Below are 16,498 nucleotides of genomic sequence, written 5' to 3'. Positions count from 1 at the left end.
GACCACCGGCGGGGTGTGCTGCGCCGGGTGACCGGGTTCCCCGAGTGGGACGGCTTCCCGCTGCGGGACGCGCTGGCGGAGCGGCTCGGGGTCGCGGTGGTCGTCGACAAGGACACGAACGCGGCCGCGCTGGGGCTGGCGGTGGGCGGCGAGGGCGGCTCCTTCGCCTACCTGCACCTCGGTACGGGCCTGGGGGCCGGGCTGGTGATCGGGGGAAGCGTGCACCGGGGGGCGAGGACCGGGGCGGGGGAGTTCGGGCACCAGGTGATCCAGCTGGACGGGCCGGAATGCACCTGCGGTGCGCGGGGGTGCGTCGAGGCGCTGTGTCTGAGGGCCGTCGCGCGGGACGACCTCGCCGAGGCGGCGAGGGTGCTGGGGGCGGGCGCGGCGAATCTGGTGGGGCTGCTCGACATGGATCGGGTGCTGCTGGGCGGGCGTACCGTCGCGGCGGCTCCCGAGGTGTTCGTGAGCGGGGTGGAAGCGGTGCTCGGCGCTCGCTCGCGACGGGCCGGCGGGGGAAGTGCCGTGCGGGTTCCGGTACGGGTCGCCCCCGGCGGGGTGCGGGGCGTCGCGGAGGGGGCGGCCCAGCTGGTGCTGGCGCCCGTGTTCGGGCGGGGGGACGCCTGAGGAGGCGTGCGGCTCGCTGAGCCCCACGGCTGAGGAGGGGCGCGGCTCACCGAGCCCTCGCGGACGCCGCCGCGGAGGTACGACCGGCCCGTTCGCCGTGCCCCCGTCGCCATGCCGCCCCCGGTCGGCCATTCCCTCATGATCCGGGCCTGTTTAGGCTGGGGCGCACGCAGGACCGCGTTACGGCAGGAGATCCCGCACATGGCAGACCGCAAGCCGATCGCATCGTGGCTCACCGACATGGACGGGGTGCTGATCCACGAGGGCGTACCGATTCCCGGCGCCGACGCTTTCATCAAGAAGCTGCGCGAGTCGGGCAAGCCCTTCCTCGTCCTCACCAACAACTCGATCTACACCGGGCGCGACCTGCACGCCCGGCTCCGCCGCATGGGCCTGGAGGTGCCGATCGAGAACATCTGGACGTCCGCGCTCGCCACGGCCCAGTTCCTGGACGACCAGCGTCCCAACGGCTCGGCGTACGTCATCGGCGAGGCCGGGCTCACCACCGCGCTGCACGACATCGGCTACATCCTCACCGACCACGAACCCGACTACGTGGTTCTGGGCGAGACGCGCACGTACTCGTTCGAGGCCATGACGAAGGCGGTCCGTCTCATCAACGACGGCGCCCGTTTCATCTGCACCAACCCCGACGAGACCGGCCCCTCCGCCGAGGGCCCGCTCCCCGCGACCGGCGCGGTGGCCGCGCTCATCACCAAGGCGACCGGCAAGCAGCCGTACTTCGCGGGCAAGCCGAACCCGCTGATGATGCGCACCGGGCTCAACACCATCGGGGCCCACTCCGAGAGCAGCGCGATGATCGGCGACCGCATGGACACCGACGTCCTGGCGGGCATAGAGGCCGGGATGCAGACGTTCCTGGTGCTCACCGGCCTGACCCGGCCGGAGCAGGTGGAGGACTTCCCGTACCGGCCGTCGCAGGTCGTCGACTCCATCGCGGACCTGGTCGACCTGGTCTGACGGCGTTCACCCGCACGGAGTAGGCGCCGCGGGCGTGAGGATGCGGGGCCGAGTCCGTCGGGGGACCCTCCAGGTGTCTGGAGGTCCACGATGGGCTCGCTGCGTGTCACCCTCCGTGCGGGTGAGGAGGGCCGGGAACGGCTTCCGTCCGGTACCGGGCGGCTGCTCGCCGGAGCCGCCTGGCTGGTGCTGCTGCTCGGGCTGTGGCTGTGGGGCGGCAGCGGGCCGGACGGCGTACCCGCCGGGACGGCCGGGCCCGCCACCGGAGACATGGCAGCGGCCGGACGGCCGCCCCGGGCCGAACCGGCCCCCGCGGACCGGCACGCGAACGGCGCGGCACCTCGGCGTCTCGACATCCCCGGTCTCGGGGTCCAGGCACCGGTGGTCGCCGGTGACCTCGACGAGAAGGGCACCCTGAAGCCGGCGGGACGGGCGGGTGCGGTCGCCTGGTACGCCGACGGGGTGGCCCCGGGCGCGTCCGGTACCGCGCTGATGGCGGGGCCGGCCGGCACGGGGGCCGGACTCGCCGCCGGTCAGGAGATCCGGGTGGTCCGTGCGGACGGTGAGGTCGTCACGTTCACCGTGGAGGACGTCCGGGCCGCCGGGCGGGACGGACTCGACGCCCGGCAGGTCTCCGCTCCTCTCGGCGACGGCGACGGCGACGGCGACAGCTATGGCGACAGCGACAGCCGTGGCGACGGCGGCGACGACGGACGGGCCGGACTCCGGTTGATCACCTGCGGCGCGACCCCCGCCCCGACGTCCGGCGCCTGCGCCGCCCCGGTGATCGTCTCGGCGTACCCGGCCGGCAGGTGAGCGTCCGGGCCACTGATCAGCTGGGCCGGCCCTCGACCGCGCGGGCGCACGGGCCGCGGGAGTGACCCGGCGCGCCGCGCGGGAGGCCGTGACGGCCCCCGGTACGTACCCGAGGACCGGCAGCGGCTCGGTGCGTACGACTGTAGGGGCAAAGCCGGGCCCGCGCCCAGGGGTTGACGCACGTCACGTACCGGACCGGTCGCGTTCCGTGATCGGCGCAGGCGGTCCTGGTGGCAGGGCTCGACGCGCGCGGGGCGGGCCGGTCCGGGACGGCGGGCTGTAACAGCCGGTGGACAAGGCGGGCTCGGCCTCGTGACGGTCGTGGGACGTATGTCAGGATTGGGGCTCCGCACACATGGAACAAGTGCACCCAAGGGGGGTTGGATGTACGGCAGCAGGGGGGTCGGGGCGTTCGCCGGGAGGCGGGCGTCCGCAGCGGTGCTGGGGGCGGCACTGCTGATCACGGGGTGTTCGTCCGGCGACGGCGACGGCGAGGGGGACGGCCAGGGCGAGGCAGCCGGCGCGGGCATCACGCAGCAGCCGAAGGAGACCGACCCGTTCTGGGTCAATCCCGACGGCCTCTCCGCTCGCAAGGTCGCCGAACTGCGGCAGGACGGCAAGAAGACGGAGGCGGAGCAGATCCGCAAGATAGCCGAGCAGCCCGTCGGCGAGTGGATCAGCCCGGAGAATCCGGAGGAGCAGGTCCGCGGTCTCATCGAGGGCGCCGAGGAGGCCGACCGCACCGCGCTGCTGGTCCTCTACAACATCCCGCACCGCGACTGCGGCCAGTACTCGCAGGGCGGCGCCGCCGACGGCGACGCCTACCGGGGCTTCGTCGACGCCGTGGCCCGGGGCATCGGGGACCGTCCGGCGACGGTGATCCTCGAGCCCGACGCGGTGCTGCACCTGGTGGACGGCTGCACGCCGGAGCAGTTCCACGAGGAGCGCTACGACCTCCTCAGCGGCGCCGTCGCCAAACTCAAGGGCCTGAAGAACACGAAGGTGTACCTCGACGCGGGCAACGCCGGCTGGGGCAACCCGGACCAGATCTTCGACCCGCTCAAGCGGGCGGGCATCGACCGGGCCGACGGCTTCTCGGTGAACGTGTCGAACTTCTACTCCACCGAGGACTCCATCGGCTACGGCAAGCAGCTCTCCGCCAAGGTGGGCGGCAAGCCGTTCGTCATCGACACCAGCCGCAACGGCAACGGGCCCTACACCGAGGGCGCCCCGGACGAGCGCTGGTGCAATCCGCCCGGCCGCGCGCTCGGCGAGACCCCGACGGTCAAGACGGCCGATCCTCTCGTCGACGCCTACCTGTGGATCAAACGTCCGGGAGAGTCGGACGGTGAGTGCAAGGGTGGCCCCAAGGCCGGCCAGTGGTGGGCCGACTACGCCCTGGAGCTCGCGGAGGGCTCCGCGTAACGCCGGAGGTTCTCCGCCCGCGGGCGCCGGTTGTGGCTGGTCGCGCAGTTCCCCGCGCCCCTGAGGGGTTCGGGGTTCTCGCGGTTCTTCGGCCGCGGACCGGTCGTGGCTGGTCGCGCAGTTCCCCGCGCCCTAGGCGGTTTCGTTTGGATCAGTCGGTCGTTGGTCCGGGTGTGCCGTTGACTACGCAGTGGGCGCGGATCGAGCCGTTGCTCCCAGACCGGACACCGAAGGGAGGTGGCCGGTGGCGGGATCATCGTGAGGTGATCGACGCGATCGCCTACAAGTTCCAGACTGGTACCCAATGGGTGCACCTGCCGGAGAAGTACGGCAACTGGCGGGGCGTCTACAACCGGCTGCGGATGTGGGCTGTCGATGGCACCTGGGAGCGGGTGTTCACCGCGCTGGTGGCCCTGGCCGACGCAGATGAGCACCCGGCCTGGGCCGTCTCGGTGGACTCCACGATCGTGCGCGCTCACCAGCACGCGTCCGGGGTCCGCAAAAAGGGGCCCCTGACGGTGAGCCGGACGACCACGCCATCGGTCGCTCCCGCGGCGGACTGACCACGAAGATCCACCTTGCGGCCGACGGCCGGTGCCGGCCCCTGGCGTTCGTCCTCACCGCCGGACAGGCTGGCGACGCACCCGCCTTCACCCAGGTGTTGCCCGGCCTGCGGGTGCCTCGACGCGGTGGACGACCCCGCACCAGGCCGGACATGATCCTGGCCGACAAGGCGTACTCCTCGCGCGAGATCCGCATTCACCTGCGCAGACGCGGTATCCGCGCGGTGATCCCGAACGGGCCGACCCACGGGCCAACCGGGTGCGGCGCGGAAGAGCCGGTGGCAGACCGCCTGCCTTCGACCGGGAGGCGTACAAGCAGCGCAACACCGTCGAGCGGACCAGTGGCGTGGCATCGCCACTCGTTATGAGAAGACCGCGACCATTTACCTGGCCGGACTCCACATCGCGGGCATTTTCCTCTGGTCGGCCCGATGACCGAAGGACGTCATCACGGGCCAAGTGCGGTGTCCGTTGCGGTGGGACTCTCGGTGTTCTCTCACACAACGCTCACGGTGCTGCCAGGTCGTCCGCTTAGCGTGCGGCGCATGTTCTTCACCTATCTGCGTCGCGAGCTGCGCCGCCGGAGAAAGTCGGCGCTGGTCGTCGCGTCCGGGCTGGCTCTGGGTATCGCTCTTGTCATCGTGGTCAACGCTGTCTCCACCGGTATGGGGAAGGCCCAGGAGCAGGTCCTGGAGTCCCTCTACGGGCTCGGTACCGACATGACCGTCACCAAGGCCCCCGAACCGCCGTCGGAGACCGGGGGCGAGCGGCCGCGGTTCCGCTTCGACGCCGGTGGCGACGGGGAGGATGGTGAGCGGCAGAGCAGTGACCGGGTTATGGTGCAGGGCTTGCAGACTCTGGACGCCGCCACGGTCTCGTCCGTGGCGAAGGCGGACGGTGTGGCGGACGCTGTGGGCGGGCTCAGCCTCAACGTGGTGAAGGTCGACGGCGAGTTCAGCCGCGGCCAGTTCCAGCAGCGGCCGGGCGCTGGGCGGGGTGGCGGCTCGGATGGTGAGGTGACGGGCGGGGGCGCCGACTTCTCCATCGACAGTTTCACCGTGTACGGCACTGACGTCGCGCATCCGGAGATGGGTCCGTTGTCCTCCTCTGAGATCACCGAGGGGCGCGGCTTCGAGACGTCGGAGACGTCGGCGAAGGTGGCCGTGGTGGACAACGCCTACGCCAAGGAGAAGAAGCTCACCACCGGTGACACGGTGACGGTGAGCGACACGGAGTTCGAGATCGTCGGCGTGGCCACCGCGACCAGCGGGGAGGCCGCCGCCAACGTCTACCTGCCGCTCGCCCAGGCGCAGGCCCTGGCCGATGCCAAGGACAAGATCACCACCGTCTACGTGCAGGCCAATGACACGCAGCAGCTCGGTGCGGTGGAGTCCGCGGTGCTCAAGGCCGTTCCGGATGCCACGGTGACCACGTCCGAGGATCTGGCGGACACCGTCTCGGGGTCCCTGTCCACCGCCTCCGGCCTCGCCGAGACGGTCGGCCGCTGGCTGTCCGTGGTGGTCCTGGCGGCGGCGTTCCTGGTCGCCGGCCTGCTCACCTCGTCCGCCGTCGCCCGGCGCGTGCGGGAGTTCGGCACCCTCAAGGCCCTGGGCTGGCGCTCGCGCCGAGTCACCGGGCAGGTCGTCGGCGAGGCCGTCGTGACGGGCCTGGTCGGTGGCGCGCTGGGCATCGGGCTGGGCCTGGCCGGCGCGTGGGCGGTTACCGCGTTCGGGCCCTCGCTCTCTGCGGAACTGGGCGCTTCCGGCGGCGGTATGAGCGGCCCCGGTGGCGGTGGAGGCGTGGGCGGCCGCGGTGGCGGAATGGGCGGCGGCGCCGCACGCGAAACCGCCGCACGGACGCTGGACGTGGTGCTCACCGCGCCGGTCAGCCTCTCCGTGATCGTCCTGGCCGTCGGCCTCGCCGTCGCGGGCGGCCTCGTCGCCGGTGGCTTCGGCGGGTGGCGCGCCTCCCGGCTCCGCCCCGCCGACGCCCTCTCCCGCGTCGCCTGACCGGCCCTCCTCCCCCCTCCGCAGGAGCAACCACACCATGTACGAACTCACTGGCGTCACCCGGCGCTACACCCGCGGCAAGGGCGTCGTCGACGCGCTCGCCGGAGTGGACCTCACCATCACCGCAGGCGACTACCTGGTCATCAAGGGCCCCACCGGCGGCGGCAAGTCGACCCTCCTGCAGCTGCTGGGCGGCCTGGACCGGCCGACCTCCGGCAGTGTGCTGCTCGACGGCGTCGACCTGGCGAAGCTGCCCGAGGCCCGCCTGACCCGCCTGCGCAGCGAGAAGATCGGTTTCGTCTTCCAGAGCTTCAACCTCATCCCCACCCTCACCGCCCAGGAGAACGTCGAAACGGCCCTCGTGCCGCTGGGCGCCAAGCCGAAGGAGCGGCGCGAACTGGCCGCCGAGGCCCTCACCTCGGTGGGGCTGGGAGAGCGGCTGGGCCACGTGCCGGGCGAACTGTCCGGCGGCCAGCAGCAGCGGGTGGCCATCGCCCGGGCACTGGTCAAGAAGCCGCAGGTACTGCTGGCGGACGAGCCGACGGGCAATCTCGACGAGTCCACCCGCGACGAGATCATGGACGTCCTGCAGACCCGCTGCAAGGAGGACGGACTGACCTTCATCATGGTCACGCACGATTCCCACCTGGCCAACCAGGCCCCCCGGGCGGTCACCCTCCGCAAGGGCAAGCTGGCGGCCTGACAAACCCCACTGTGCTCCCGCACCGGGCCCGGCGCGCCCCTCACGCCGACGGCGCGCAAGGCCCGGTGCGGGGATAGCCTCCAGGACGGGCAGCGAGTGCCGGGACCTTGGTGAGAGAACGGAATGTAAGCCGATATGACCGAGCGGACCGAAGAGAAGCGGCAGCACCGGCTTCTCGTCGTCGAGGATGAGCCCAGCATCCGCACGCTGCTCGAATCGACGCTGAGTCTTACCGGCTACCACGTGCGGAGCACCGGTACGGGGGCCGCCGCGCTGGCCGAGGCCGCGCGCCTGCAGCCCGACCTGATCCTGTTGGACATCATGCTGCCCGACCTCGACGGTTACGAGGTGACCCGCCGGCTGCGCGCGGCCGGCAACCTGGTACCCGTTCTGCTCCTCACCGCCCGCACCGGCGTGGACGACCGCATCCAGGGGCTGAGCCTGGGCGCCGACGACTATGTCTCCAAGCCCTTCAACATCGAGGAAGTGCTCCTCCGCATCCAGGCCATCCTGCGGCGAACCCTGGGTTCAGATGCCTTGCTGCCGGACACCGTCGTGCGCTACGCCGACCTCGAACTCGACGAGAGGGCACACGAGGTACGCCGGGCCGGCCAGTACATACAGCTCTCGCCGACCGAGTTCAAGCTGCTGTCGTACCTCATGGACAACGCCGGCCGGGTGGTGAGCAAAGCCCAGATCCTGGACCATGTGTGGCAGTACGACTTCGCGGGCGACACCCGCGTGGTCGAGACCTACATCAAGTACCTGCGCAAGAAGATCGACTGCTTCGACCCGCCGCTCATCCACACCGTCCGCGGCGTGGGCTACAGTCTGCGCGTGCCGCGCACGAGTCACGGAACAGCGGACCGTTGACCGGCCTCCGCGCGCCCCGCTCACTGCGTCGACGTCTCGTCCTCGGAGTCACCGTACTGGCCACACTGGCCGTGCTGGCCGCCGAGCTGATCGGCTTCCTCGTCCTGCGGTCCTGGCTCCTCGACGGCGTCGACCAAAGGCTCGCCGACTTCCGGCCCGTCCCCGCCTACGCCTTCCTTGACACACGCCGCCCCGGCAAGCCGGAACCCGAGGCGCTGCCCTCGGATTTCCGCGTCTACTTCTACGACGCCCGCGGCAACCGCCTGCCCCAGAAACTCGGCACGGACGACAGGCCCGGCCCTCAGCTCCCCGACAGCATCGACCGCCTTCCGGCCGAAGGCAGCCCGACCTCGGTGGCGGCCGACACCGGAGACGGAAACTGGCGCGTCCTGCGCCGGGACGGACCACGCGACCTGACCGCCGTCATCGCCCTGCCGCTCGACACCGTGGACGGAGCCACATCCAAGATCCTCTGGCTCAACGGCCTGCTTCTCGTCATCACCGTGGTGACCGTGTGGGTGCTGGGCCGTGGAGTGGTCCGCCTCAGCCTGCTCCCGCTGACCCGGATGGAGCGCACCGCCGAAGCCATCACCGCCGGGCAGCTCGACCTACGACTGCCCGACACTGACCCGCACACCGAGATCGGACGGCTCGGCACCGTACTGAACACCATGCTCGACCGACTCCAGCAGGCCCTGCACGAGCGCGAGACCTCAGAGGGGCGGCTGCGCCGCTTCGTCGCCGACGCCGGACACGAACTGCGCACCCCGCTGACCGCCATCCAGGGATTCGCCCAGCTCGCACTGCGCTCCGACCGCCGCACCGCCACGGAACGGCAGGAAGCCGACCGGCACATCGCCCAGAACGCGGAGCGGATGAGCCTGCTCGTCGACGACCTTCAACTACTCGCCCAGCTGGACCGGCACCCCGACTACCAGCAGGAACACGTAGACCTGTTGTCCCTTGCCGCAGACGCGGTGAGCGCGGCAGCCCTGCAGCGACCGAATCACCCCGTGAGCCTGTCGCCCCTACGCGAGCGCACCGCCGACACCGACGGGGAGGGAGAGGGGGAACTAGATGTGGTGGAAGCCGTGGGAGACCCCCACCGTCTCCGGCAGATCGTCGATAGCCTGCTGGCGAACGCCCACACCCACACCCCACCCGGCACCCGGATCCACGTGCGTGTAGGAGAGGGCCGGGCCGGTGCCCGCACCGGTGGCACCGACGCACTGGGACGCGTCAGCATGGCACCACCCTTCCCGGCCGGAACCCGAGTCGCCGTCATCGAGGTCGAAGACGACGGCCCCGGGCTGACGGCCACCCACGCGGAGCGCGTGTTCGAGCGCTTCTACCGGGCGGACCCCGCACGCACCCGAGCACGAGGCGGCTCCGGACTGGGCCTAGCCATCGCCACGACCATCGCCCAAGGCCACAGCGGCCGCCTCGAACTCGACACGGGCCAGAACCGCGGCGTCACCTTCCGCCTCGTCCTGCCACTCCCTCCAGCAAACTGATCCCCAAGCTGCAGGTCCGCCGAGCAGACCTGCAGCGGCTGCCGCACGACGGCCAAGGTCTGCTCACTCGCCGCCCGCTCCCGGCTCAGCAGCGCGGCCGCGCATCCGAAGCCGGCGCAGCAACCGCCATAGCAGTGGCGCGGCACCGCCACCCGCTACGAGAAGACGACGACCATCGACCTGGCAGGACGCCACAGCACAGACACCTTCCTCTGGTCCACCCGATGATCCAGACGAAACTGCCTAGGACGTGGCCCTTCCGGCGCCAGAAGCGCGTGCCACGGGCCCGCAGGTTTTCAAAGGCGTGCGGGGGAACTGCGCGACCGGCCACGGCGGGCCCGCGGGCGAAGAACCGCGAGGGGGCCCCGCGGCCGAACCGGCCACGAGACCCCCGTAAGAAGCCGCCCCATGCCCCGCTAAGGGACCTGCACCCACTGCGCCTTGCTCGGCGTGCCCTTCGCGTCGTTGACGAAGAGCATGTACCAGCCCGACTGCACCAGGTTCCGGTTCTCCGGAACCGTCACGGTGAGCTTGTCCCCGTCGGCCTCGAAGTCCAGCTCGATCGAACGCTGGTCCACGTCGGTGACGTGGGTCGACGCGCTCGGCCGGATCAGCCGGGCGCTCTTGATGGACGCGGCGTCCTTCGAGGTGAAGGTGCCGGACTCACCGCGCTCGATGGTCTCCGGCCCGCCCGACAGGCCGGGCTGCGCCTCGTCGCCGTACAGGTACGGCGGGGTGTAGATCTCGATGCGCTGCTCGAACTCGCCCGGCTTGGTGTTGGCCTTGTCGGCGTAGAGCGAGTCGGAGCCGAAGACCATCACGCGGCCGTCGGGCAACAGGATCGAGCCGGAGTGGTAGTTGCGGCCCACCAGCGGGTCGGCGACCCGCTTGAGCTCGTTCTTCTCCGTGTCGTAGATCCGCGCCTCGAGGATGTTGGAGTCGCCGCGGCCCCGGTAGTCCTCCGAGCCGCCGGTGATCAGCACGTCGTCGTTGGGCAGGATCGAGGCCTGCGGGTAGCGGGTGCCCTTGTCCAGGGAGGGCCCGTCGACGAACTTCGGTTCGTCGGCCTTGAGGTCGACGATCCGGGTCTTCTCACTGGCCAGCTTGGACTCGCCGACCCCGCCGCCGCCGATCACCATGTACTTCTCGTCCTGCGCGGGCGGCAGGAGCACCGTGCCGGACGTCTCCATCATGTCGGGATCGCTCAGCCCGGGGACCTTCTCGAAGTCGTACGTCTCCACGTCCCAGACGCCCGGTTCGCGGCCCACGTCGTCCGGCCCGTAGCCCGCGTTCGAACCCGAGTAGAAGATCTTGCCGTTCTGCATCAGGAACAGCGCCGGGTACGTCGGGAACTGGCGTTCCTTGCCGGTGTAGCTCCACTTCCCGGTCTCCGGGTCGTAGACCTCGTTCTTGCCCGGGACCAGCTGGCCGATGTCGTCGAGGCCGGAGACGCTGAGGATCTTGCCGTCGCTCAGGGTGGTGAGCGTCGGGTACCAGCGGGACTCCTTCATCGGGTCGACCTTGATGTACTTCTCGGCGACCGGGTCGAACTCGAAGGCGTCGTCGATGCCCTGGAAGTCCTTCTTGTCCAGGGCGAGCTTCTCGGCGATGCCGTACGTGTTGTGCGCGTCCTCGCCCTTCAGGCCCCGCACGGTGTAGTTGTCCTGCGTGCCGGTCGCGTACTTGTTGCCGTCCTTCTGCGCCTCGACGTAGGTACGGCCGTAGCCCGGGGTGTTGCCCAGGAACTCGCCGGTCTCCTTGTCGAAGTTCTTCTTCGCGCGCGGGACGAGCACGGGGTCCTTGGAGACGAAGGTCTTGCCGTTCTCCTTGCCCACGAACTTGGTGCCCGCCGGCAGGGTGATCGGCTTGTCCGGGTTCTCGTTGTGGACGACCATCAGGCCGCCCGCCTTCTTCACGTCACCCTTGAGCTTCTCGTACCGCTTCGTGCCGCCCGCGATCAGCAGGTTGCCGTTGGCCAGCTGGGTGTGGCCGGTGCAGAACAGGTCGGTGGGCGTCGGCACCTTCTTGACGGTCCCCTTGACCGGGTCCCAGATCCGGGTGTCGTACTTCTTCGCGTCGAAGTTGTCCTGGTTGTTTCCCGATCCCGCGACGAGCAGCACCTTGCCGGTGCGCAGCAGCGCCGCGTGGATGGTGTTCTGCCGGTACTCCTCGGGGAAGTCGACGATCTCCCACTTGCCGTTCGCGGCCTTGTACTCGGGCTGGTTGATCTTGTACTGGTGGTATTTCTCGGTGCCGAAGCGGTACAGCCACGGCCCGTTCATCCCGGCCAGCGCTAGCACCACCGCCGTGCCTATCGCGATACGACGGGCGCGGCGGCGGCCTGCACGGTCAGTCATTCCTTACGTCCCCCAAGTCCACCCAGGGCGATGTGCATGGTCTGGTCGTTTCCGGGGTTGCCGCCCCCGGGTCCTCCCGGCCCTTCGGGGCCGCCCGATCCGCCCGGTGCGCCGTGGGACCCGGCCCAGCTGGGCCGGGCCTGCGGCTGGTGCGGGGCGTGCTGCTGCGCGGGGTACTGCTGCGGCAGCTCCTGCGTCCGGGGCGCCTCGGCGGCGTCCGGCTGCCGTCCCCCCGCGTGGGCGCCGGGCTTCTTCCGGTCCTGGCGCATGCCGTGGCGCCAGGCGAACATCGGCGCGGCGGTGATGAGCAGGGCGAAGGTGGCCCAGATGACCATCGCCGGGTGCGAGTGCCCGTAGACGAAGCCCGCGGCGATGGAGCCGACGAAGATCAGGATGAAGTACCAGTGGTACCGGAAGGTCCCGAACCAGGTGTCCGGGCTGGCCGAGTCGCCCTTGGGGGTGACGACGAACTTGCTCTTCTTGCGCAGGACGGCGTCGATCAGCGCCTTCGCGTAGAGCGGGGCCGACAGCGCGGACATCACCATGCCGGCCACACCGCCGGAGCCCTCGGGCTCGTGCGGCGAGACGTTGTGGCGGCGGTTCCAGATGTAGAGGCCGATCTGCAGCGCGGAGGCGTTGCCGTAGAGCATCAGCCAGATCGTGGGGTCGATGTTCACACCCGAGGCGCCCAGGCCCAGGAACAGCGCGCAGCTGATCGCCGCGAGGATCCAGTTGAGGGCGGACATCGGATAGAAGATGATCATCATGGTGTAGTTGAAGAGCTTGCTCGGCGGGAGCGAGTGGAAGCCCTTCCAGTACTGTCCGATGATCGTCTCGTAGGTACCGCGCGACCAGCGCATCTGCTGGGTGAAGAAGTCCGTCCAGGCGTTGGGGCCCTCACCGACCGCGAGTACGTCGGGGGTGTAGACCGAGCGCCACTTCCTGCCCGTCGCCGGGTTCTTGTGGCGGTGCATCTCGAAGCCGGTCGCCATGTCCTCGGTGATCGAGTCGTACAGACCGCCGATCTGCTTCAGTGCCTTGATACGGACGGCGTTGGAGGTGCCCACGAACATCGGCGAGCCGTAGCGGTTGCCGGCGCGCTGGATCAGGGCGTGGAAGAGGAACTGCTGGGACTCGGCGGCCTTGGTGACGAAGTTGTCGTAGTTGCCGTAGACCTGCGGGCCGATGACGAAGCCGACGTCCGGGTCGCGGAAGAAGCCGAGCATCCGCTCCAGGTAGTTCGCCAGCGGGATGTGGTCGGTGTCGACCGAGGCGAAGTACTCGTAGTCGTCGCCGTGCGCGTCCAGCCAGGCGTTGTAGTTGCCGTGCTTCGTCTTCGCGCGGTGGGCGCCCTTCTTCTGGTTCCACTTCGCGACGCCCTTGCGGGAGAAGTGGTGCACGCCGAGACGGGCGCAGACCTCCTTCACCTCGGGGTCGTCGCCCTCGTCGAGCAGCCAGACGTGCATCAGACCCCGGTGGCGGATCTTGACGGCCGCCTCCAGGGTCTTCGTCACCATCTCGATCGGCTCCTTGCCGGGCACGAACGAGGTGAGGAAGGCCACGCGGGTACCGGTCTCCGGCACCACCGGGACCGGATCGCGGGCGACCAGGGTGGCGTGCGCGTTCGACAGCACGTTCATGCAGCGGAAGAACTCGATCAGGCCGATCGAGACGAGCATGACGATGTCGAGGGCCGGCAGCCACTCGAACTCCACGTAGTCCCGCTCGGTCCAGTGCGAGGGCTGCAGCAGCCACACCAGCAGCACCAGCGACAGCACCGGGGCCGCGATGAGCATCAGCGCGATGCGGATGCGGTGCGGCTCCTGGCCGATCAGCGAGCGGTACTGGACCTTGTAGGGCTTGTTCGGATCAGGCTGGGTGAGGGGACCCGCGAGCCGGCTGTAGTGCTCGTAGTCGTATCTCGGCAGCGTCTTCTTGATCCGGCGGAACGTGCCCGTGTTCCCCGTCCGATGAGCGGGCACCCTGAGCTGGGTCGTCTCGGACGGGTCATCGCCCTTCCGGGCGCCCGTCGGCGTCGACGTCATGAGTCATCCCCCCACGCGCTCCCGCGCATGCTTCGTTGCTTCCGTACGTCCGTGTCGGTCCCCCTCGACCTTCACGGGCGTGTCAGTGGCCGACCGCTGTCACCACGTCATTCACACCTTATAGACACGGCACAGCGCTCTTCCGGTTGCAGGACGCCCCCGCGACATCGCTTCCCGGAGGGGCCCCTCGCCCCGTTCCGCGGGCAACCGGTTCCCTGCCCCCCAACAGCCGCGAACCCGCAGCTTCTTGAAGAGACCAGGTTCTACGGTGTTCATCATGATCGCAAGGTGCGAAACGCGATGTACACCGGACATACGCGACCATTGTGACGTCCGAGGGGGGCCGGTGGGGCCCTGTTCGATACGTGGGGCGGAAGCGTTCCGCTCAATGCGCGCGAGAGGAAATCCGGCCAAAACCGACGGGCCCCTCGTCTGCACGAGGGGCCCGTCCTGTCGGTGCGCCGCCAGGGACTCGAACCCCGGACCCGCTGATTAAGAGTCAGCTGCTCTAACCAACTGAGCTAGCGGCGCGCGCTGACGGGGCAACTCTACAGGACCCCGGAGGGTGCCCCGGACCACCTCCGGCGGGCCCGGGACCCCGCGTCCGCACCCCCCGGCCGACCGGTTCGCGGCCCCTTTGCATCATTCGGGCCGTCAACATGCGCGTGCGCGCGACAGTTGCCAAACTGGCCGACGTGCACAGCTGTGGAGAAATCGGCCGGGAGTGTGAGGGGAATCGCATGAGGTCTCCGGTGTTCGAGGAATTCGATCCGGCCGGTGACTGCGACTGCCCGGGCTGTGCGCACTGGCGGCGCGTTCTGCCGCATTCCCCGGCCGGCCGCACCCCGGGGCATCCGGCGGCGCACCGGGCCGCCCTCGTCGTGGCCGCCCTGGCGTCCGCCGCGATCGGCGTCCCCGCGGCCCCCTCGGTCGCCGCCCCGCAGGGCCGGCAGCCCGTAGAGGTCGGCATCACCGCAGGTGAGGGGCCACAGGCGCCGCAGGGGTGGCGGGCGCCGCTGTACGGTCCCGACGGTCGGCCGACTCCGCCCGGACCGCCCCCGGGGTCCACCCGGACGCCCGCGATCACCCGCGCGGCCATCATCGAACGGGCCCGGAAATGGGTCACCCGGAAAGTTCCGTACAGCGTGACCTCCTTCTGGTCCGACGGTTACCGGCAGGACTGTTCGGGTTATGTGTCGATGGCCTGGAACCTGCCGGGGAACGAATGGACCGGCAGCCTCGGACAGCACGCGGAGAGAATCGGCAAGGACGAACTCCAGCCGGGTGACATTCTGCTCTTCCACCATTCCGCCGACCCCTACAGCGGGTCGCACGTCGTCCTTTTCGGCGGCTGGGCGGACTCCTCACGCTCCCGGTACCTGGTCCACGAGCAGACCCGCCCCCACACCCGGCGGGCGACCACTCCCTACGCCTACTGGAGCAACTCCGCGCGCTATGTGCCGTACCGCTACAAGGGGGTGACCGGCGGCACGGCGGGCGGGGCGGGCGAGCCGGCGGCCTCGGTGCCGTCCCGGACGCCGTTCCCCGGGGTGGCGTATTTCGGCCCCGGGGCGGACAACGAATTCGTCACGAATCTCGGTGCCATGCTCGTCCGCCGTGGCGCCGGGCCGCTCTACGGCTCCCCGCCGGGCCCGCGCTGGACGGACGCGGACCGCAGGGCGGTCCGGGCGTTCCAGGAGGCGCAGGGGTGGCGGGGCGCGGCCGCGGACGGTCTGCCGGGGCCGTCGACCTGGGACCTGCTGGTGACCGGGGAGGGCTTGGACATCCCATCCGGATCCTCAGGTTCCCCTTCCGCTTACGGGTCGGGCGGCCCGTCGCCCCTTCTCTCCTCGCACGGGGTGCCGGGCTATCCGGGCCGGGCACCGTTCCGCTCCGGCGCGGAGAACGAACACGTCACCCGGCTGGGCAGGCAACTGGTGGCGAAGGGGTTCGGGCGGTACTACACCGAAGGGCCCGGACCGCGTTGGGACGAGGAGGACCGCCGCGCGGTGGAGGCGTTCCAGCGCTCCCAGGGCTGGCGCGGCGGCGCGGCCAACGGCACCCCGGGCCCGGAAACCTGGCGCCGCCTCTTCTCATGACCCCCTCTCCCCCCAACTCCCCGCAGGCGCCGGGCTGCGCAGACACCCCCCGGCTCGCACCACCGCCCGTTCACGGCCCACCCACCCCGTACAACCCACCTGGACACCGACCACCCCTGGCAGTGCGAGTCCCTCGATGTGAAGCATCTGGCGCGGAGGCTGGAGGCACGCATGACCACGACGACGTCCCACACCCCCGAACACACCCCCGAACACACCCCCGAACACAGTCCCGGTCACATCCCGGAGCCCCTCACCGACCCCGGGGAGCCTCGGTCCGGCGCGACGGTCACCCGCCCCGCCCGGCTCATCCACACCGGGTCCACCACCGAGATTCCCATCCACCTCCTGTTCCGCGCAGACCGCTCTGACGGCGCAGACAGGGCAGACCATCCCGACCAGGCAGGCAGCGAACCCCCCGACCCCGACGCCCTCGATTCCGCACCCCCCGTGCGACTCCGCCCCGCACTCCCCGCCCGTGCGAAC

The 16,498-nt window shown here is 70.3% G+C and carries 11 protein-coding genes, 1 tRNA gene and 2 pseudogenes; 11 read left to right on the top strand and 3 right to left on the bottom strand.

Translation table 11 applies throughout. The annotated features are described in order from the left end of the window. The 9 genes and pseudogenes from B9S61_RS32785 to B9S61_RS32745 all read left to right on the top strand — a co-directional run. On the top strand, positions 1-627 hold a 627-nt coding region (locus B9S61_RS32785), incomplete at its 5' end, for an ROK family protein (RefSeq protein WP_146065012.1). A gap of 201 nt (positions 628-828) precedes the next feature. Beyond that, positions 829-1,608, top strand: a complete 780-nt coding sequence (locus B9S61_RS32780) for an HAD-IIA family hydrolase (RefSeq protein WP_103545436.1) — start codon at positions 829-831, stop codon at positions 1,606-1,608. A gap of 90 nt (positions 1,609-1,698) precedes the next feature. Next, the gene (locus B9S61_RS32775) at positions 1,699-2,424 is read left to right on the top strand and encodes a sortase domain-bontaining protein (protein WP_103545435.1); all 726 of its coding nucleotides are present in this window, start codon (positions 1,699-1,701) and stop codon (positions 2,422-2,424) included. Between the two features lie 384 nt (positions 2,425-2,808). Next, entirely contained in the window at positions 2,809-3,849 is a 1,041-nt protein-coding gene (locus B9S61_RS32770) for a glycoside hydrolase family 6 protein (protein ID WP_103545434.1), read from the top strand. Positions 3,850-3,995: 146 nt separating this feature from the next. Beyond that, positions 3,996-4,847: pseudogene (locus B9S61_RS32765) on the top strand (IS5 family transposase). Between the two features lie 110 nt (positions 4,848-4,957). Further along, complete coding sequence (locus B9S61_RS32760) at positions 4,958-6,421, top strand: ABC transporter permease (RefSeq protein WP_103545433.1); 1,464 nt, start codon at positions 4,958-4,960, stop codon at positions 6,419-6,421. Positions 6,422-6,458: 37 nt separating this feature from the next. Further along, positions 6,459-7,124, top strand: coding sequence for an ABC transporter ATP-binding protein (locus B9S61_RS32755; protein ID WP_103545432.1), 666 nt, complete (start codon positions 6,459-6,461; stop codon positions 7,122-7,124). 135 nt (positions 7,125-7,259) lie between these two features. After that, on the top strand, positions 7,260-7,997 hold the full coding sequence (locus B9S61_RS32750) for a response regulator transcription factor (protein WP_103545431.1): 738 nt from the start codon (positions 7,260-7,262) through the stop codon (positions 7,995-7,997). Continuing rightward, on the top strand, positions 7,994-9,511 hold the full coding sequence (locus B9S61_RS32745) for a cell wall metabolism sensor histidine kinase WalK (protein ID WP_103545430.1): 1,518 nt from the start codon (positions 7,994-7,996) through the stop codon (positions 9,509-9,511). Before B9S61_RS32750 ends, B9S61_RS32745 begins: the two co-directional genes overlap by 4 nt. Positions 9,512-9,927: 416 nt before the next feature. Here the strand turns inward: B9S61_RS32745 and B9S61_RS32740 are convergent, their stop codons facing one another. The 3 genes from B9S61_RS32740 to B9S61_RS32730 form a co-directional block, all read right to left on the bottom strand. Further along, positions 9,928-11,868, bottom strand: a complete 1,941-nt coding sequence (locus B9S61_RS32740; protein WP_103545429.1) for a kelch motif-containing protein — start codon at positions 11,866-11,868, stop codon at positions 9,928-9,930. Further along, the gene (locus B9S61_RS32735; RefSeq protein WP_103545428.1) at positions 11,865-13,913 is read right to left on the bottom strand and encodes a glycosyltransferase family 2 protein; all 2,049 of its coding nucleotides are present in this window, start codon (positions 13,911-13,913) and stop codon (positions 11,865-11,867) included. The genes B9S61_RS32740 and B9S61_RS32735 overlap by 4 nt, the downstream gene beginning before the upstream one ends. A gap of 457 nt (positions 13,914-14,370) precedes the next feature. After that, positions 14,371-14,444, bottom strand: a tRNA-Lys gene (locus B9S61_RS32730). A gap of 209 nt (positions 14,445-14,653) precedes the next feature. Between B9S61_RS32730 and B9S61_RS32725 the strand changes: the two genes are divergently transcribed. Continuing rightward, positions 14,654-16,012, top strand: coding sequence for a peptidoglycan-binding protein (locus tag B9S61_RS32725; protein WP_103545427.1), 1,359 nt, complete (start codon positions 14,654-14,656; stop codon positions 16,010-16,012). 171 nt (positions 16,013-16,183) lie between these two features. Beyond that, positions 16,184-16,498: pseudogene (locus B9S61_RS42845) on the top strand (hypothetical protein); the annotation flags it as partial.

This window comes from Streptomyces sp. SM1 (genome assembly GCF_002910825.1).
Classification (GTDB): Bacteria; Actinomycetota; Actinomycetes; order Streptomycetales; family Streptomycetaceae; genus Streptomyces; species Streptomyces okerensis.
Note: the sequence above shows the minus strand (reverse complement) of the source record. Positions and strands in the feature narration are given on the sequence as shown.